At 58.0% G+C, this 18,015-nt stretch carries 20 protein-coding genes and 2 pseudogenes; 9 read left to right on the top strand and 13 right to left on the bottom strand.

Going from position 1 to position 18,015, the window contains the following annotated elements; all coding sequences use genetic code 11:
• Positions 1-421 precede the first annotated feature (421 nt).
• The 3 genes from C7G41_RS35055 to C7G41_RS35050 form a co-directional block, all read right to left on the bottom strand.
• Positions 422-598, bottom strand: a complete 177-nt coding sequence (locus C7G41_RS35055; protein WP_106946806.1) for a DUF3606 domain-containing protein — start codon at positions 596-598, stop codon at positions 422-424.
• Positions 599-783: 185 nt separating this feature from the next.
• Complete coding sequence (locus C7G41_RS38550) at positions 784-1,023, bottom strand: hypothetical protein (RefSeq protein WP_306768087.1); 240 nt, start codon at positions 1,021-1,023, stop codon at positions 784-786.
• A 12-nt stretch (positions 1,024-1,035) separates the two neighbouring features.
• Positions 1,036-1,719 carry an RNA ligase family protein gene (locus tag C7G41_RS35050; protein ID WP_245446868.1) on the bottom strand — a complete coding sequence of 228 codons (684 nt, stop codon included), beginning with the start codon at positions 1,717-1,719 and terminating at the stop codon, positions 1,036-1,038.
• Positions 1,720-2,458: 739 nt separating this feature from the next.
• Here C7G41_RS35050 and C7G41_RS35045 point away from each other — a divergent pair.
• Positions 2,459-4,378 carry a diguanylate cyclase domain-containing protein gene (locus tag C7G41_RS35045; protein WP_245446866.1) on the top strand — a complete coding sequence of 640 codons (1,920 nt, stop codon included), beginning with the start codon at positions 2,459-2,461 and terminating at the stop codon, positions 4,376-4,378.
• Positions 4,379-4,653: 275 nt separating this feature from the next.
• Here the strand turns inward: C7G41_RS35045 and C7G41_RS35040 are convergent, their stop codons facing one another.
• The 6 genes from C7G41_RS35040 to C7G41_RS35010 form a co-directional block, all read right to left on the bottom strand.
• Positions 4,654-4,890 (bottom strand): PilZ domain-containing protein, encoded by a 237-nt coding sequence (locus C7G41_RS35040; protein ID WP_106946805.1) that lies wholly within the window; start codon positions 4,888-4,890, stop codon positions 4,654-4,656.
• A gap of 867 nt (positions 4,891-5,757) precedes the next feature.
• Positions 5,758-6,105, bottom strand: a complete 348-nt coding sequence (locus C7G41_RS37535; RefSeq protein WP_158268078.1) for a hypothetical protein — start codon at positions 6,103-6,105, stop codon at positions 5,758-5,760.
• A 75-nt stretch (positions 6,106-6,180) separates the two neighbouring features.
• Positions 6,181-6,537, bottom strand: coding sequence for a hypothetical protein (locus tag C7G41_RS38545; RefSeq protein WP_245446874.1), 357 nt, complete (start codon positions 6,535-6,537; stop codon positions 6,181-6,183).
• Between the two features lie 526 nt (positions 6,538-7,063).
• On the bottom strand, positions 7,064-7,273 hold the full coding sequence (locus C7G41_RS35015; RefSeq protein WP_106946802.1) for a hypothetical protein: 210 nt from the start codon (positions 7,271-7,273) through the stop codon (positions 7,064-7,066).
• Between the two features lie 247 nt (positions 7,274-7,520).
• A complete protein-coding gene (locus C7G41_RS38915; protein WP_306768086.1) occupies positions 7,521-7,655 on the bottom strand; it encodes a hypothetical protein in 135 nt (44 codons plus the stop codon).
• Between the two features lie 1,350 nt (positions 7,656-9,005).
• Entirely contained in the window at positions 9,006-9,260 is a 255-nt protein-coding gene (locus tag C7G41_RS35010; protein WP_106946801.1) for a phasin family protein, read from the bottom strand.
• Between the two features lie 383 nt (positions 9,261-9,643).
• On the opposite strand from C7G41_RS35010, the pseudogene C7G41_RS38535 reads away from it, so the two are divergent.
• The 6 genes and pseudogenes from C7G41_RS38535 to C7G41_RS34980 form a co-directional block, all read left to right on the top strand.
• Positions 9,644-9,751, top strand: a pseudogene (locus tag C7G41_RS38535) (dodecin domain-containing protein); the annotation flags it as partial.
• Between the two features lie 161 nt (positions 9,752-9,912).
• Entirely contained in the window at positions 9,913-10,224 is a 312-nt protein-coding gene (locus C7G41_RS35000; RefSeq protein WP_106946800.1) for a hypothetical protein, read from the top strand.
• Positions 10,225-10,366: 142 nt separating this feature from the next.
• On the top strand, positions 10,367-10,543 hold the full coding sequence (locus C7G41_RS38065) for a hypothetical protein (RefSeq protein WP_199198775.1): 177 nt from the start codon (positions 10,367-10,369) through the stop codon (positions 10,541-10,543).
• A 39-nt stretch (positions 10,544-10,582) separates the two neighbouring features.
• Entirely contained in the window at positions 10,583-10,912 is a 330-nt protein-coding gene (locus C7G41_RS34990) for a GcrA family cell cycle regulator (RefSeq protein WP_106946798.1), read from the top strand.
• 166 nt (positions 10,913-11,078) lie between these two features.
• Positions 11,079-11,342: pseudogene (locus tag C7G41_RS34985) on the top strand (IS110 family transposase); the annotation flags it as partial.
• Positions 11,343-11,803: 461 nt separating this feature from the next.
• Positions 11,804-12,247 (top strand): DoxX family protein, encoded by a 444-nt coding sequence (locus tag C7G41_RS34980; RefSeq protein ID WP_106946797.1) that lies wholly within the window; start codon positions 11,804-11,806, stop codon positions 12,245-12,247.
• Between the two features lie 8 nt (positions 12,248-12,255).
• Here the strand turns inward: C7G41_RS34980 and C7G41_RS37530 are convergent, their stop codons facing one another.
• The 3 genes from C7G41_RS37530 to C7G41_RS34965 all read right to left on the bottom strand — a co-directional run bounded on the left by C7G41_RS37530 (position 12,256) and on the right by C7G41_RS34965 (position 14,164).
• Positions 12,256-12,429, bottom strand: a complete 174-nt coding sequence (locus C7G41_RS37530; RefSeq protein WP_158268077.1) for a hypothetical protein — start codon at positions 12,427-12,429, stop codon at positions 12,256-12,258.
• 103 nt (positions 12,430-12,532) lie between these two features.
• Entirely contained in the window at positions 12,533-12,868 is a 336-nt protein-coding gene (locus C7G41_RS34975) for a GYD domain-containing protein (RefSeq protein ID WP_106946796.1), read from the bottom strand.
• 450 nt (positions 12,869-13,318) lie between these two features.
• Positions 13,319-14,164, bottom strand: a complete 846-nt coding sequence (locus tag C7G41_RS34965; RefSeq protein ID WP_245446864.1) for a c-type cytochrome — start codon at positions 14,162-14,164, stop codon at positions 13,319-13,321.
• A 743-nt stretch (positions 14,165-14,907) separates the two neighbouring features.
• Between C7G41_RS34965 and C7G41_RS34960 the strand changes: the two genes are divergently transcribed.
• Positions 14,908-15,186, top strand: coding sequence for a hypothetical protein (locus tag C7G41_RS34960; protein ID WP_146159864.1), 279 nt, complete (start codon positions 14,908-14,910; stop codon positions 15,184-15,186).
• Between the two features lie 246 nt (positions 15,187-15,432).
• Positions 15,433-15,912 carry a hypothetical protein gene (locus tag C7G41_RS34955; RefSeq protein WP_106946793.1) on the top strand — a complete coding sequence of 160 codons (480 nt, stop codon included), beginning with the start codon at positions 15,433-15,435 and terminating at the stop codon, positions 15,910-15,912.
• Between the two features lie 148 nt (positions 15,913-16,060).
• Here the strand turns inward: C7G41_RS34955 and C7G41_RS34950 are convergent, their stop codons facing one another.
• Complete coding sequence (locus C7G41_RS34950; protein ID WP_106946792.1) at positions 16,061-16,966, bottom strand: formylglycine-generating enzyme family protein; 906 nt, start codon at positions 16,964-16,966, stop codon at positions 16,061-16,063.
• Between the last annotated feature and the right edge of the window lie 1,049 nt (positions 16,967-18,015).

Genomic DNA, 18,015 nt, shown 5'->3' with positions numbered 1-18,015 from the left:
TCTCCAGTGTGCTCACGATAACTCCGTGGTCGAGCCGATCCATCCAAGCGATGCCTGTGATACTGACGAAGACGAGGAGCCGAGGCGCACGCTCGCAGGCAGTCAGTAATGATGAAGCACCGTACAAGGTCGCTTCACAACCTCACCGCGCTTAGTGGCGTTCCTTTTTTCCGTTTGTGTCCGCAATGATATGGCTGGCGTCCGGCTCTTCGATTCCCGCGTCGATGTCCGGCGACCTGTTGCAGGCGCACGGATCACCGGCACCACATTGACAGCCAAGCTCTTCGCTCCAGGCCCGGTCTGGGTGGTTCTCGCAAACAAAGCCGATGCCGAAGCAGATGGGACAATTGGGATTGATCATGGCATGAAAAAAAGCGCGCGGGCCTTGCTCCAAAGATCGCAAGCATACCGCGCGCCTCGGTTACACCGCCAGTTGTTTGCGAACGGCGGCGGCCGAATTGCCTACTTTGTCGACGGCCTTCTGCAGCTCGTCCTTCGAGACACCAAGCGCCTTGGTCCAATACTTGACCTCGAAGTCTTCATGCATGTTGATCTTGCTACGGTCGCGCTGGTCCCGTTTGGTGAGACTGGCGCTCATCTTCCTCCTCCATCGCCTGTACGAGCCGCTCATCATCGAGAACGGCCAGCAGGTCATTGATCGTGTTTTCGGCGTCCCTCGGCCCAGGCTCGACATAGCGAGCCAGGATGGCCTGGGCTTCTTTTACCGCTCGGGTTACGCGATCCGGCATGCCGGTACTCCACTCACTGGTGGAGAAAACGCCGTCAGGAACGACGCGTTCCTTTGCTAAGCCCCTTGAATGAGCTGGCCCGTAGCAGGCCTTCGGAGGTGATGTCCCGGTATTCGATGTCGGCGTAGAACTTTGGCTCGACCCAGGTCGCCTTCGGTTTCTTGACGGGCTTGGTGAGCTTCTGCTTCGGGCTGACGACGGTATCGAGAGCCTTGCGGATCTCCGCCGACTTCGTTCGGCTCCAGCCGGTCCCGACTTTGCCCATGTAGCGCAGCTCTTTCCCTTCCTACTTGCCGAGGTAGAGGGCGGCGACGCCGGAAGGGTCCTTGACGAAACCAACGACGGGGAATTTCTCGCGCTGCACTGTCTTGATCTTCTGCCAAGCCTCGACCCGGTCCGACCGGTAAGGAGCATCAACCCGCTTAGAGACGATGCCCTCGTAGTTCAACTTGCTGGCCGCCTCAAACAACGCCTGTCCGTCGCCCTCATGGTGCTCGCTGTAGAAGATGGGGGCTTCGAGCCGGCTCTCATCTATCAGCTGCTTCAGCAACTCCTTACGGGCAAGCTGCGCATGTTTGCGAAGGTCTACGCCGTCCAGCCACAGGAGATCGAAGGCAAAGAAAACGAGGCGGTCCTGGTCGCCTCTGCCGAGGTCCGCCTGAAGTTCGGAGAAGTTGGTGCGCTCTTCGTGGATGACGACCACCTCACCATCGACAATGGCTTGACCTTCGATGTCGAAAGCGCCTGCAATGACCGAGAACTTGTCGACCCAGTTATGGCCGTTCCTGGTGAAGGCCTTCCGGCTGTCGCCGTCGATGTGGAGCTGGATGCGGTAGCCGTCGTATTTGACTTCATGAATCCACTGAGCCCCCGAAGGAGCTTTGAGCTTCAGGGTCGCAAGCTGGGGGCTGATAAAGCCCGGCATCGAAGCTCGCGGCTTCTTGGCCGGTGCCTTGGTACGCTTTGCCACTCACGCAACTCACAAAAAGCCCGCCGCCGGTGTTGGGGGCCGACGGCGGGGCAGTCTACCTACTTATTCGCGACTCTCCAACCGCGGAGCCGAAGCGGCGTTCCGGGCGTTCTCTCATACAACCGCAATCGCGATTCCAGGCTGTATTTTCAACGTAAACGAGAACGGCAGCCGAACAGGAAGGGAATGCGATGACGATAAAGTGTTCATCTTCAAAAGCTCCGGCGGCCGCGAGATCGCCTATGCAATCAGATCAAGAAGCCGGGAGCGTCGCCCCCCGGAAGCAATGGTTATCGCTTTCCTCGACAGTCTACGGCGCGGGAGACCGCCGAAGGTTTGTCCATCGCATGATCGGTTTGCCGGAGTGCCCCTCCATCGGCTTACCGGAGGCATAGGCCGGACCTTCCTTTGCCGCCCCACCTGCCGATCACGCTTCACGCAAAGGTCGTCGACTTTGCTCAGCATCCGCTGAAGCAGGGTCGAGCGATAGATACTCACGCATGAGAGGCTTTCAACTTCACGGTCGGTTCGCTGGTGGTGGATCCAAAACCGGCGGAGTGCCCGCCGTGCCCATGATGCACTACCTAAGTACCATGGTCATTGCCGGATTCCGCTCAGGTTCTCAAAGGCCTGTTAGCCAAAGACTGCATTTGCCTCAAGGTAGCCAACGCTTGTTAGCAGCTTTGAAGCTGAAAATGATGATCGTCATATCCAATGCACCCGAACAGGTGACACGGTCGTGGCATCACTACATCAGGCGATTCACCGCAAGCCCCTCTTGGTGGTCGGCACCTTCCTGGCCGTCATGATGACGAGCGTCTTAGGCGTCGTTGCGTGGAAGGCGTCCGTGGCCCGTCACGCGAGTCTGATCCGGGCGCAGGAGGATCTAGGCAATCTGGCTCGTTCGCTGGCCCGGCACGCAACCAATACTCTCAAGGCGCCTGATGTAGCCATGACCGGATTGGCGGACTTGCTGAAGTACCAGAGCCCGTTGCCTGTGCGGTTCAACGCCCATTTGGTCGCCACGACTCGCTCTCTGCCTCAGATCCGCGAGATCGGCGTTTTGAATGCGGACGGCAACTGGCGCTACTCGTCCTTGGAGCATTTACCTGACCACAACAACTCCGATCGCGCTTACTTCGCACATCATCGAGACAATCCTGGCACCAAGATGCTCGTGAGCGGCCCAATCATTTCCAGGATCACCGGGCAACCCTCCATCATCCTTTCGAAGCGGATCAGCACCCCGACCGGGGACTTCGCAGGTGTTGTGGTCGCTGCGATCGGCTGCGACTACTTCAGCAACTTCTATTCGTCATTTGGTGTCGGCGCTCAAGGCGGCATAAGCCTCCTCTCCACCGATGGGACGATGTTCGCTCGTTGGCCGGTGGTGGAAAGCGGTCGAAAGATCGCCGACACCTCGCTGTTCCAGAAGCGCTTGATCGAAAGCGCAAGGGGGTCCTACAAGATCACCTCCCCGTTCGACGGTCTCACCAAGTTCATCGCATACGAGCTGGACCCCGAATACGCGGCGGTCGTCACGGTGGCCCGATCAGAGAACGAAGTGCTGGCCAACTGGCGGACCGATCTCATCTCGGATGCGGTTGTGGCGGCCCTGCTGGTCGCGGTCATCGTCGCGATGGCGGCGCTGTTGAGGAGCCAATTCAGCTTCAGGACCGGCTTGGAACGGTCGCTGCGCGAGCGCGAGGCGCGTCTGCGCTTGTTAGCGGACAACATTGCCGACATCGTCATCGTGATGGACCGAAAGGGATACCTCCGCTACGTGTCACCTTCCGTGCTGACTGTGCTCGGCATGACCGAGAATGATTTCCTCGGCCGGTCATGTCTAGACGTGGTCCATGAGGACGACCGCCATAAGGTCGTTGCCGCGAGCCTAGAGCTGAAGCACGCGATCGCCTCAAGCTCTGTCCGGTTCCGCACTCGGCGGGGAGATGGAGCCATGGCCTGGCTGGAGGCTCATTTCAAGCTGGCCGAGCAGTCATTCGGCGGCGAACTGGAGATCGTCGGGACTCTTCGCGACATCACGAAGCAGAAGCGCCTGGAGGACGAGCTGTCGTCGGCCAACCTGAAGCTGGCGCAGCTCGCGACGACTGATGGTCTGACGAGGCTCGCGAACCGGCGCAGCTTCGATGCCTTCCTGAGGGAGGCCTACGCCCAACATGCCATCCTGTCGGTGCTGCTGATCGACATCGACGACTTCAAGGGCTTCAATGACGCCCTGGGCCACCAGGCCGGGGACGGTTGCCTCCAGCGCATTGCCGAGGTGATCGGAAGCGCAACCGCAAAGACGGGAGGATTGTCGGCTCGGTATGGCGGCGAGGAGTTCGCGGTGATCCTGCCCGGCGTGAACGAAGAAAGGGCGGTGAAGGTGGCCGACGCGATTCGGATGCTGGTCGCTCGTTTGCATATCCACCATCCGCGCTCGCCACGAAAGTACGTAACGATAAGCGTGGGCGTCGCCGAAAAGAGCGACGCCACCACCGATGAGTTGGCGCTCACCCGTGACGCTGACATCGCCTTGTACCACGCAAAGGAACAGGGCCGGGACTGCTCGGTCGCAAGCTCCTCGCTCGTATCCTCGGGCCTTGAGATGCCGTCGCTGGCGCCCTCACTGGCCGATCTGGAGGGCGCTCGATAAGGGCCCAAGGCAAGCGAGCGCGCAACGTCGGCATAGGCCGCGATAATTGCCCGTGCCTCGTCCATCCGCGACGCCTTGCGCTTCGGTTTGGGCGGCGGCTTGGGCTTGGGTGCCGGTTCGTCGGCCGGGTCAACGTCGCGCCGCAATGGCCGGGACTATTGATGTGGATCAAAAAACAAACGGCAGTTCCCGCGAGCCGCCGCGCGCTCACCGCACAGCTACTCAGGCCACTACGCCCGGCACAGACCGCGCGGCGCTAACAACGACACTGAAGATCAGGAAAACGCCACTCCAATTCGTCGGTCGGAGCGCCACACCGCGCGGCAGGGTTGCTGCAACTGTGCACTGGGAATGACCAGTGTGAACTCGTGCGGAATGCCAGATGCGCTATGCACGTCCACTTGGGCGCCCATGTCGGACAGATTTCGGACGACGCAACTGAAGGCGCCTCCGGGAAACTCGATCATTGCGCCTTTGAATACGCGCTGACGGCGTGCGGTTCGCTTTTCCATGGCGCTTAATTCTACGCACCATTTCTGAGAGATCGATGAAATCTGTCGCGGAAACTCCGATCAGAATTTGCTGACGAGGTAGATGTATTGTTTACCGTCAGATCGGCCCCGAGATTGTGCACACACCGTCGCCCGCTGATGCGGCAAGCGCGGCCGTGTCGGGCGCTAAACCCAAAGGCCACAAAACGCAAAGACCCCAACGCCTCCAGAGCGCTGGGGTCAAAGCTTGCCAGAAAGGTCGTCCGGGGTGTGCGAAGCCGAACCCGTGCAGCCTAGATTGGGGCGCCTAATTTATTATTAATGACCTTCTAAGGTCGGTCTCAGAACACCGCACGAAAGCGATTGGAAAATTGAACTCGCGTTAAACGGGTCTCAGTACATTACCCCTCTTTTCAATTGAGTGGGTGTTTTCTAAGTGCATAACGTTGTCCCATTTCCGAAATCCCCTTCCAAACACGCGGTCGAGACTGCTCACCATGCTCGCCGCGCGATCCTTCTGCTCGATCTCTGCCTGCAGCACACCCGTGCGCTGATCGAGAACTGCCCTCCGGGCGACAATAAACACAAACTAGAGCATCAGCTTCAAGAGGCGCGAATGCTACTCGATATGCTGCGAGCTTCGGCGGAGACGATGTTTCCAAACATAGACCTGTATCAGGATTGACATGCTCCGCCTCCGCGCAATCCGCCCTGACGATTTCATGGTGTTTGGAGACGGCCAGCTGATCGGGGGAATCCGGCTTGCCCATGAGCGCGCGCCCGCCGTTTGGCTTTGGAACGTCACACCGGCCATTCCCAGCGCGCCGTTCGGCGAGGCGACGACATTGGAACTAGCGAAGCAGCGCTTCAGCGCAGAATGGGAAGCGTTCAAAGCCAAATGCGGCCCGGAGAAGCTGGCGAAGGCATTTGCTGAGATGAATTGGGCGAACCGGCCGGATCGATATCGCTGGTGATCATGCTCAACCTTCGAAATCCAAAAAAGAAAGGTAGACGCGCACCCCAAAAAAAAGATCGGCAGCCGGTGCTACTGGGCTTTTTGAAGCCCAGTAGAGCCTCACACGTCGCGTTGAACTCGGCCATCACCACGCGCAATTCAGCGAGCACAACAGGATCGTCAATATCGATGTGCTCGATCCGCTCCGGCAACAACGCACCGACGCGGTTGGCGCGCTCCATCAGCGCGAAAAATGCGGCGCGCTCGTCTTCAGTTGTCATGGCGGACGGTGTCTTTGTCGTCGTCTGGCAGCCACGCCTGCTCGGTGATCTCCGGCGTCTTCCCGCCTCATGGGGTCAGTCAACCGCTATGCCGGCAACCACGCGCCGATGCCGGGCGTGCTTCTGAATCAACCGGCGATCGGCGGGACTCAAGGTGAGAGAGCAGGATGACGCCGGATGCGTGATGGGCATGTCAATACGCAAGCACATCTTACTATAATGAAGCCGCCGGTCAGGAGGACGGACCCCGCTCATAAGCGTCAGCTCTTGCTCTAACTGCTCGTTGAGGAGCATGAGCGCTCGAAGCGCACTGCGCAGATCACCGTCGCAAGCGGTCACGATCTCATCGCCCGCCAGTTCGTACTGATCAAGAGCAGAGTTGGTGCGTTGGCGTGGCATACGAACAACATACAACCAGAAGCCTAAGTTCATCGTGCCACCGCTGGTGATTTCCGCGCAATTCACAGCCCGCCGGGGCGGGTACCTCAGTTTGCCCTCGTTTGGAAGGTACCGAGCAAAAACTCGCGAGCGTTGCATATTTACAACCCGCACCGCCTTTCGAGATATTAAGCTTCTTCATCGAGCCGACCAAAAATATATCTCATGCGTAGTTCAACATGATCGCCGGGGCGAAATGTATAATGTCTATCGCAGCAGCAAGCGCGACTTGCTCGTCATGAGTACAGGCTCTGCCGTATCCCTGCTTTACTCTGCACACAAGTGGCGCAAGAGCAGAGCAAGAGTTCTCAAGGTCAGCGACGAAATCAAAGCGGCCGTTCAGGCACAAGGGTATTACTACGTCCGGAAAACTGCGCATTACTAAGGAGGGAATGATTGACGTCGAGTAGGTCGCGAGCCGGTGTTTTCCATGTGCAACTTTCACCAGCAACCAAGCTGCCATCGCCCACGCTATTGCGCTTCTTCGACCGCAGATTTGAACACGAACGGCTTCGGGAGGTTAGCTCGTCGCCGCATCCAACCGCGCGAGCCCAGTCTCGATCACGACGATATCGTCTTCGATCTGCTGGATCGTTGCTTGATAATCGAAACCTGTGCGCGCCTTTAGGTCTACGGCCAGTTTCCGGCGCTGCATGCGCAAATCGTCGAGAGCCCTCCGGTCTTGCAGGGTAACATAACCGTCTACAATGAGTTTGATCGCGTTTGGCATGCTCGAGCGCAGTCCTGTGCTTACCCTGCTAAACCGTTCAAAACGGCATCTCTTCGCAAACTGTCTCCAGCCGCCGTCAAATGAGACCCTATGGTCAGACCGAGCCGACCTAGCGTCAGGAGAGCAAGGGGACTGCAAAGTTCAATGGAAAGACTGGCTCCCAATATCGCAATTGCGCGTTGTTCATCCCTATCGAGATCGGACCATGAGATGCCGTCCATGACGCGTCTCCGTCGCAAAGAACTATCTAAAATCCAAACGCATGACCAATTTGCCGCAGCATAGCCATCGCCGCGTCGGTGTACCGACCGTGGGTTAGGTATTGATCCACCTGCGCTGTGCTGATCAGCGCCACAACGACCACCGTGAAGCCCTTAAACATTTGGCTCTCCCCTTGAAAGAGACCGCCAACGGGGCGTGTCGAAGTAATAAAGCGTGCTGGATATGCCGACCTATATTTGGATCGTGACAGTGACTAGTAACCAATTCCCTAACTGGCCTCTTCACGCGCCCGGAAGTCAGGCGGCACTATTATATCATCGGCGAGCGCCAGCAGATGCAAACGGACGTGTCGCAGCAAAACTGATCAGCTTGGAATGCAGTAACGACGCCGAACAAGAGCATTGAAGCCAAAGGAATGGACTGAGCAGGAAGTCCGACGATTGGTCAGGCTGGCCCGGCCAGGAGCTGGCGTATCGAAGATTGCAGCCGAGCTGGGCCGTTACGCAGGGTCAGTGAGGCGAATGGCGCGAACGATGGGATACTGGTGAAGAAGTAGCGCCAGACCAAGCGCGCGGAAGAAGAAGGACACCATCAGCTATTTGTGCGTTGCGGTCACGTACTGTCCATAGTCCCACGGACGTTGCGCATCATCGATATTAGGCGTCTACTTCAGATTGATCTTCTTGATGATCAATTTTTGACGGTGGCCCCATGAGCGTTAAAGCCATGATGGCGACGATCCTCCAAAACCAACTGGCACTCCGCGGCGTGCGTTCGCTGACGCCATCTGACTGCGAAGAGATCGTAGAGCAGTTGGTCGAACAGCTCAGAGAGCTCGAGCTTAGGTTGGCCGCACGCGAGTTAGCTGGCAACTCTGAGCCGAGGTAACTGCATATCTCGGAACCGTCGGCAACGCTCTCTGCCCACGCGCCCGTGCCATCGCGAATGCAAATATCACGCGAGCGCGTTTCTATACGCAGTGCTTGAAGCGCTGGAGCACCCGCAGCTAGAAAGTACGACCCGGCAAATTCCTACCGATCCGGTCGCGGTAACGACAGGCAGCGATATTTCGCGCCAAGGCAACTGGGTGACCAATCGGACAGAACGCCGAGCTTGCTTTGGCTGCTTGATCGACGAGTGGCAATCTTTAAGGTCCAGACGATCTCACGAGGCGATCTCGCCACTGAATGGCCGGCCCGCGTTTCGGTTCATCAAATGGAGGGTTGGCCCGCGATCGGCTTTCAATCGAGCAAGTTGCCACTTCGCACGTCTACGAAGTGCAATCGAGCACAGGCCGGACACCGGAGAACTCTGCAGATTGCGGGCGCGCCTGCCTGTGGCAGTCCTTCGCATTCTACCCACTGAACTTCTACTTTCGCAGCGGGACATCTAAACACAACCAGTGCCATCGAAATGCCTCCCAGTGAACTTGACCGTAAAACAGATCAGCGGCCGAAGTTCTTCGGCCGCTGACGCCCGCTCAGGCTGCTTGCCTTATCCCTTCTGTCAATCAGGCTGCTCGCTTCATCGTTTCTGTCATGTGTGTTGCGGCATCATCCACCGCTTTCACCGACACGTCGGCAATCCGGCGGCTGCTCTCTAGAGCACGCTCCAAGGTTTCCCGCAGCAGATCAGTCTGGACCGCTGCGAAATTCTGAGGAGTGCGGCAGCGCCAAAGGTCGCCGATTCCTTTCATGGTGCTCTCGACTTGGTGTCGAGCGAGTTCGAGGCATTCTCGCGACGCATCGTTGACGCCTTTGCTCACGGCTGTGGAGGTGCCATCGCTGCATGGGTCAAAACCTTTGGCGGAATGACGACATCGGCCGGCAAACTTATATTCAGAAGCCTACTGGCAGGAAGGAGATTCCACGTGCGCGTCCGTTCGGGCTAAAAATGCGACCGCATCTCCCGACGGGCCGACCGAGTCTTCAGGAAAAGCGACAGCCAATCGGACCCTTTTCCGCGATATCGCCGACACGTTTCAGCGTCGCGATCCAGATGCTAGATTTCCGACCCCTGCCCCGAATAGGAGGACGACATGCCCGATAGAGTCTACAAGGTCATTGAGCTGGTCGGCACCAGCACCGCGACTCATGGGAGAAGGCGGCTGCCAATGCGGTCGAGCAAGCCGCTAAATCCCTCAGGGATCTTCGCGTTGCAGAGGTGGTCAAGCTCGATATGCAACTGGACGACAAGGGAAAAGTCGAGGCCTATCGCACCAAGCTCAACGTCTCGTTCAAGTTCGAAGGCACCTGAGCCTCAAGCACCTCGCCCTTGCGGGCGAGGATGGCTCATTGGAAAAGGCGCGTTGCGCGGTCCGCTCAACCGGGCGCTGTGGCCTATCCCGGAGGTTGGCACTGGTCCGACTGGGACCGATATGCTCTGATGCGGGGGAGCGTATGGCGCGTGGTGGACCCATGTACATGGTCATTCGCAAATACACGAAGGTTCGTTCGGTGGCGGACGCCGCGCGTCGCGCCAAGAGCGGCGTCGGTGAGATCCTGAGGCAATCGCAGGGATTTAGATCTTACCATGTGCTGGATGCGGGCGACGGTGTCGGCATCGCCGTGATGATATTCGATGACCGCGAAAGCGCCAACGTAGCAAACGCCAAGATACTGGCGTTTGTTCAGGCAAGTCTGCATGACCTCGATCTTGGGGTTCCCGAAATCACCAGCGGCGAGCTTTTAGTTGACATAGCGTCTGATGGGTTTTCGGGCGTCAAGTAGCGTCGCCAGTTGCCTGGCGGTGCTGCCCTTGCTCATGTCATCGACCTGATGTCACCGTCGCGTTTGCGACAGTCGCGCCCCGGATCTGCGCGTGCCGCCGGTCAGGATTTCACCGAGGATGCTTTTCGAGGAGCAGCAACACATGAAGCAACACACCTTCGAAGCTTCCATCACAGCGATCTGCTGGACACCGCTCGTGCTTATGGGCAGCGCGACGCCGCCAAGAGATCCCGGTGAAGATGAAGAGGACGAGGAGGATGAAGATGACGAAGACGGCGATGACGAACCGGCGGTCGTGCGCGAGCCGGACGAAGACTAGATTGACGCGTGTTCGGCCGTCGGTGCTATAATATCCCCCATGGGCTGGGATGCGAAAGACATAGAGCTCCTCACCAGGCTCTGGTCCGCAGGACGTAGCGCGGCGCAGATAGCGCGCCGGCTCGGATGTAGTCGTAACGCGGTCTGCGGCATACTAACCCGTCAGGGCCTGAAGCGCGGTCACAAGCCGCCCACGGCAAGGCCCAAGATAAGGCAGACACCGAAGCTGAGGGCGACGTCGTCGGCAGCTTGCGCCCTTCCAGTCGCAAAGAAGGTGTCGCGGAACGCAGCGGAGAGGCAGCAGCCCAAGCAATTCAGCAAGCAGCAGCTTTACGAGATACTGGCTGAAGCGGTCAAAAATATCGGCTGAGAGGTCACCGCGAACGCTGTTGCGCTGCGCTCAGTATTCGGCTCGGCTCGGCGGTTCGAGGGTCGTGCACCTTCCCAAGTTCGTCCGCTAATGGAATGGTCCGGCCGTGCTCCGGCCCTGCCGCTACGAGAAGCTGGCAAAGGGCGCCCAAGACAAGGAGCATGCCATGTCTCAGAAACTCGACGCTTCGCCCGCTGTCATCGGCATCGATATCGGCAAGCACTCGTTCCACATCATTGGCCAGAATCAGCGCGGCGCCATCGTGCTGCGGCAGAAGTTGTCGCGCGGCCAGGTGGAAACGCGGCTCGCCAACCTGCCGCCGTGCTTGATCGGCATGGAGGCCTGCGTCGGCGCGCATCACCTCAGTCGCAAGCTGCAAACGCTTGGCCACGACGCCCTCTTGATGCCGGCGAAATACGTGCGCCCCTACCCGCCGAGGTCTGCGAGAGGAATGAGACAACGATGGAGGATCGGTCTTCCCGGCGCATGCGAACACTGGTGACCCGAATGGCCCGTTCGAGGCCTGTCCGCTAATTAGCTCGAATGCGCGCTGATATCCATGATGGCCCGGAGCACAACACGCTCCAATCAGAGGCCGGATACATTGAGGCAAGACCGCATCTGCCAGGTTGACGAAACTCTTGCAACGCGCGGCCGGACCATACATAGGGTCACAAGCGGTCCTCGGGCGGAGGGCAAAGCAGGTCGGCTATGGGGCCAGGAGCAGACATCTGGGCCAAGGAAAGCCACTCACGAAAAGGGCGGACGATGAAGTAGGTATCGTTTGCAGCGCGCCGAAGGTGAAGCGCTTATACGCCCCCCCTAATCGTGATAGATTGCTAGTAAGAGTTTTTCAGCCGCGTTAGACAACAAGGGTGGAGGCTTTTACCAATGAAATTCAATTCTCCGTCGCCGGCTGTTGATGAATTCGCCAAAAAGAGAGCTGATGCGCTGATCTTGGTTGGTCGCATTCTAGTTGCGTGGGTATTCGTTGGTAGCGCGTACGGAGCAATAACCAACTTCAGTGGCTCTGTCGGCTATTCTAAGTCGCTGAACCTTCCAGCACCTGAGCTGTTCACTCTGACGAATATCGCATTGGAAATATTGATATCCATTGGTTTGATATTGGGCGTCGGTACGCGCTACTGCGCAGTGCTGACCTTTGTCTTCGTGCTGGTCGCAACTGCTATCGCCCACCGCTACTGGGAGTATCCGGCCGGTGCGCAGCAAATTGGTCAGTACAATCATTTCTTGAAGAATATCTCGATCATGGGAGGCGCGATGCTAATCTTCGTCACCGGAGCAGGCCGGTTTAGTTTCTGTCGGAAACCGTAGGCCCGACATCACTTCACCTTCACCTTGAAAGATTCATCGCGCAGTCGGCGCATGCGCTTGAATAGCGGTTCTAGCGCCGTCCTGAGGATCACGAAGAGAAACATCAGCCACGTCGCGAGCGCGGCAAACCACAGCAGGATTTCGAATGTCTCAGGCATGATGATCTCAAATGTCTCGGGCATGATGGCCTCAAAAAATATTTGGGGCACCAGTTGGCGGCAGACCGCCAAACTGCCGCCGACGTTGAATTCAACTGGTCGACTTCAGGCCGCGGGCCGTTTGTCTTCAATTGCCCGGCGGCGAGTACTTTCCCCGGAGCTGGCTTGCAGTTTGACGAACCTTGGCAATTTCGTCCTGTGTCCAAAGCCTGATGAGGCTTACGTTATGAATGGCGCCGGATGCCACGACGGTGCCAGAAATCGCCGGTGCTGCACTGGGGTCAGGCACATCGAAGATTAGCAAGACGCCCGGGCCTTCGGCAGCGGTGCTATACATCGATATCAATTTTCCGCCGGCGGCTTCGATAAGGTTCTTGGCCGCTTCGTACCGATTGGTCTTGGGATTTTCCATAATGCTGTTGAGAGATTTTGGTGTGTATTGCCCTGTCATACAAAAATGCATGGTGACTTCCTCCTCTCGGGGAATGTTCGCAAACTAAGACGTAAGGTTTGTGCTTCGGGCTCAACAAAAACGGGCGGCTAAAGCCGCGTTGAGTGAAGGACCAGAGGCCCTGCCGTAGGCAATATACCGCTCAGAATGGACAGGCGTTCGGCACCACCCGCTGGCGGCTGGATGTTTAGCCTACATCAATTATTGCTCGTGCGGAAGAAATTCTGATGGTCATGAGTTAGCGCGACCACCCGGCGCATATCCCAAGCCATGCCGACAGCCGCGATAACGATAGTCTGCTTTGGGTCGATACTGTTGAAGAAGTAGCCATCGATGTCCGTTTGACCACCAACATTTACCGAAAAGCGGATCGCCTCCGAGGTCGCAGATGGCCCATAAGCGGTCAAAAGTGCCGAGTACGGCGAGACCGGCTAAACTTGAGCTTTGGGTGCCGTTCGAGCGTCAGTCCTGCGCCGTCACTGTGCGCAGATAGGCGACCACGGCATCAAGATCATCCGGAGTTATCGTGGCGTAGTAGTGGAAACCCATCGGTGGCTTGAGACGACTACCGTCGCGGCTGATCCCTTGAGCGATAGCGCGCTTAATCTCGGCGTCAGTCCACCCACCGATCCCGTTGGTTTTGCTCTGGCTGATGTTGCGGGAAACGGAGACACCCCAAGGCCCGCGGAATTCGAAGCCACCCGCCCCCAGCTTAGTGGCGAACTCGCGACCTCTTGGTCCCGCCGGCGTATGGCACGCCATACAATGTGCAATGGTGGCGAGATAGAAACCCTTTTTCGCACTATCGCTCATCATCGATTCTGTGAATGGCTTTTCGCCGCCGGGCAGGACGTTTTCGACTTGTGGCATCTTGTAAATCGGATCAGGCACTTTGTTATGGATCGGTGCGATTGTACGTAAGTATGCGACGACAGCGTCCAGGTCGTGTTCAGTCATGATGTGGTAAAAGCCGGTCGGCATGATCATAGCAGTGTGCACACCCCTGGGCGTTTCCCCGGTGCGCATCAGTTTCTTGATGTCGGCGTCGCTCCAGTTTCCGATTCCGGTCTCCTTGTCTTGCGTGATGTTAGCGGCAGATACCTTGAACGGCGGTTCGTCCCAGGACCCGCCACCGGAGTACGCCTTCTCTACGACGTCACCGTTCGGGCCCTTCGGCGTGTGGCAATTGCCACAGGCTAGAATGCCGTTGACCAAATAATCGCCGCGCTTGACCAGATCGGAATCGGCACGGGCGAAACTGACGGTAATGGCAACAGCGGCGACAGACGTCATAAAGAGTCTGAACATACTGGTTTCCCCTAATTGTTTTTTGGTCAACTAGATCTATTCTCATTACGCGCACGGAACATGGCGCTCGTAATGAGCCGATCGCTTCGATCGGCTCCAATCAAACGAAATCTCAACTAAAAGGCGTCAGCTATTCTGACAAATCATATCGGGCCCTAGGTTGCGCTGCCTCTAATCACAGCTCGCCAAGGCACCCGGCAGGTTAATAGCGCTCTGCCAAGTTCGCAACGTCTCCTTTGGGTCCAAAAGCGTCGGCCGGGCGCTCGGCTGCCAACTTCCGGTCCGTCCTTGAGAGCCGACATGACGAGCCGCTCCTCGGACCGCAGCGACGGGCCAGAAGGCGACCTCGCCGAGCTTTTTGAATGGCCTAAGCCGTTGGCGAGAGGCAGGAATGCTCAGAATACGTTGCCGCGCACGAAACCCTGTCCAGGGGCGCAGTCGCTTTTAGCCAGTCTGAATCCATCCGCGGCAGCGGCATGTGCTACGGCCACGACGAGAGACCTCTCCTCGAGCTCAGGATGAAAGACGAAGTGTGATTATGGATAATCTGATCGTATAGTAAGTTTTAGCGAATGCCGGGATGCTCGGTTGGAGCGGTGTTGCAGCGGCGCGTGATTGTGGGGACCAGAGTCCTCACTGGCAAGGACCAACTGCATGACCAAGAAAGCGAATTGGGCTCTACCTCTTCCACGGTATTTTTGTCGTTGAGTGTGCGGGGACCGGCGGAAGCACAGCAAAGCAGCATGGGTTTCTTCATAACCAGTGTCGGCTCGGAAGGGGCGGCGACCTCGGTGGGCTCGACGGGGCGGATCGACATTTGCCAGACTCTCGCCCAGGCCGTAGGCGCGGGCGGCAAAACATGGCAGGCCTATCTTTCGACGCAGGGGTCGAGCCCTATCAATGCCAAGGACCGGATCGGTAACGGTCCCTGGTCCAACGCCAAGGGTACCCAGATCGCGGCAAACTTGGTCGACCTGCACAGCCACAATAGGGTAGCGCGATCGTCGGACACCATGACCTGATCGGCAACACTCAGGGTCCGCAATTTCTGGAACTATTCGCACAAGACGCCCGTTTGTTCCCCGGCGAACTTGCAGCGCGTCGGCGGAGCGGGATTGTTTTACTGGTTCGCCACCAACTGAGCGGTATTCGGTCAACTGTTTTCTGGGCCGAGGAATCGAAGTACAGAAAAGCTGGCGCGCGCCGATCGTTGCATTTTCGGACTCGTTTTTACTGCCGTTAAATTAGCGGTCGTCGCGGAGACTACGATGCCGACTCACGAAAGCAAGGATCGCTCCCACCTACAATCGGGTGAGGTGCTCGATTTCCAGCCTCACCGGATCCACGCCATCACACCGATCCAGGCGGAGTTGTCCGGGATCCCTACGCGCCTTTACATTCGGCTCATCCGGTTGGCGCAGCGAGCCGAACAGATTTGGTGTGATGAGACAGCGGCCGTCAGACGAGAGGCGGTCGGATTGCTCGACATCCGTGATCGGAGCGGCGCTCAGGTTTCATTAGTCGCGGAAAACCTATCTCTGCTCGATCTCGATCGCGATTTCGTCGCCTCTCGCTTGGCCGGCCTGGCCGCAAAAGAGGCTTTGCAGGAGCGCGGAGCGACAGAGCTAGACGCCGAGGCAATCCTTACGTGGGATGACATCGAAGCCACGATCTCCTTCGTAAAGCATTGGGACGCGTTTATCGACGTTGTTCGTGCTTATGGGCGTTCGACCGCGACGGAGAAATAGCAGACGCAGATGTCGAGGTTGCCTCCGTGCCACTGAGGCGACCACTACCTCGCTTTTTCGCCCGATCATGTTTTCGGTCAAAGCACTGTCGTTCGCATCTCGCCGCACTGACGCAGCCGCGCTTGTGGTCGATGGCCGATCTTGCCGATCACTGTAGCGTTCTTGCGACACGAACACTCATGTATTGCATCCGATTCGATGGGCCGAACCAAATGCGCGCCGCAGCGCGGCGTGTTTGCACCGCTCGACTGGGCGAGCCACCGCGCAGAACATGTCGGCTGCAATCGCCTTCTATCCACGCCGATCCGTCCGCCGGTGCGCCTTGGTAATTGTCGTGCCAGCAATCCTCCACCCAGTCGTAGACGTTACCATGGATTTCGTAGAATCCCCAGGGATTAGGAAGCGACGGCCTTGACGGCAGAGAGTTCGTCCCGGCGCCTTGGCGTTCTTCGATCCGATCAGGAGCGAAGGAATCGCCCCACCAGAAGGCGGTCGTCGTTCCGGCGCGCGCGACGTACTCCCGCTCGGACTCGCTCAACAACCGATATGGCTTTCCGGTCGAACGCGACAGCCAGTCGACGTACTCCTTGGCTTCGGCCCATTGAATATTGGTGACGGGTTTCCATTCGCTGCTGCTGATCGGATCCGACGCCCGATAGCTGCAGCCCTTCCTCATGACGCAGACGTTCCACTCATCGAGAGAAACGGGAAAACGTCCGACCGAAAAACTCGGAAATATCACCTGGTGTTGCGGCCGTTCGTCCGCCGTACTGCCTGGTTCATCCGCGCTTGCGCCCATCGTGAACCGGCCGGCAGGAACGACAATCATCACCGGACAGAGATCACACTCTTTAAAGCGATCAGACGGCACCAATGCGCTTTCTTCAGATCGCGATAGCGGCCCGGAAAGCCGCAAATCCAGCGGCGATGAGCGCTCTAAGGTCGAGAGCGCCGGTACGGATTGATCCAACGTTTCTGCACCGACGCTCGCTACCTGGAGTTCGATGATCAACGGCGCAAGTAATAGAGGCAATCGGTAAGCAAATTTATTCATGCAGAGCTCCGGGCCGCATCACGGTGGTCGAGGAAACCACTAGCTACTCGGTTGCCGGCGGTGCGTCAGGCGACCTTTTTTGATCAAACTACAGAACAGCTTGCGGCGTTTTGCTCGAACGCCGCTTACCCTCCGTCCTACTTCGCAGAAAATACATCTCGTCTGTTTCAAATTGACTGCGCGGGCTAACAAGTCGGCTTCGTTGCTAACCTGAATTGCTTCGCGGCTTGCACAGATGAAGCAGTGCCCTTGCCTCGCGGCCAGTCGAGACGCGCCAGGAAAGAAGCGGACCTTGGTGCGTGATTAGACCCACTGCGCCAAACGGCCAGTTTTTCTCCTCGTGTCGTTAGTTCAAGCGCGTGATTATATCTCTGCACGGCTCGCGCTTCCGCCTCAGGGTACAAGTCGACTTCGGCTGGCGGGCGATCCTTGCCGAGGATCTTGCGGGAGGTCGGCTCCGGGTCAATCGCGTCGGTTTGGCGTAAAGCGCGGACTTCCGCTCCGCCTTCACAAACAGACATCGACCCGCTGGGGGGTCATCCCATTGTCCAGCGGCCTGCGGTCATCGTCAGCTCCAAACTCGATGATCCCTTGTCGCAATTACTTCGGCCGCATATGCCGGACGAAGCAGGCCCCGTGATGTCTTGGCATTGCAGATCAGGAACTGATCTGGCGGTCGGCTTTGTCAGGAGCTTTGCCGAATTTTCCCTCCCCCCTCCCCTCGACCAGAAAATTGTTCGGACTGTTCTTGTTGCTAGACGCGTGAAGTCTCTGGAGGCGCAGCAAGCGCCTCGGGGTGCCGAAGGAAGCTCAGCGGATTGCTCGCGAGAGCGGTCTGCGAGTGCGGGTGTTCGGCCGATCTTCAACGTCTTCGCACGCGGACGGCCCCAGGTCGGACGCCATCAACAGCCGCGAGACTGGTGCGGCCTCGTAGGCGTCGCTCAACTGCTCGACCCGCTACTTAATCGTCGCGTGCACCGTGATCACCGATGTGCCAGAAGCCTTCGGCCCCTTACCCGTTGCCTTGATGGCAAAGGTGTCACTTCCCT

Origin of the sequence: Bradyrhizobium sp. MOS002, from assembly GCF_003020115.1 — a bacterium.
In the GTDB taxonomy this organism is placed as follows: domain Bacteria; phylum Pseudomonadota; class Alphaproteobacteria; order Rhizobiales; family Xanthobacteraceae; genus Bradyrhizobium.
This window is presented reverse-complemented; position numbering and strand designations above follow the sequence as displayed.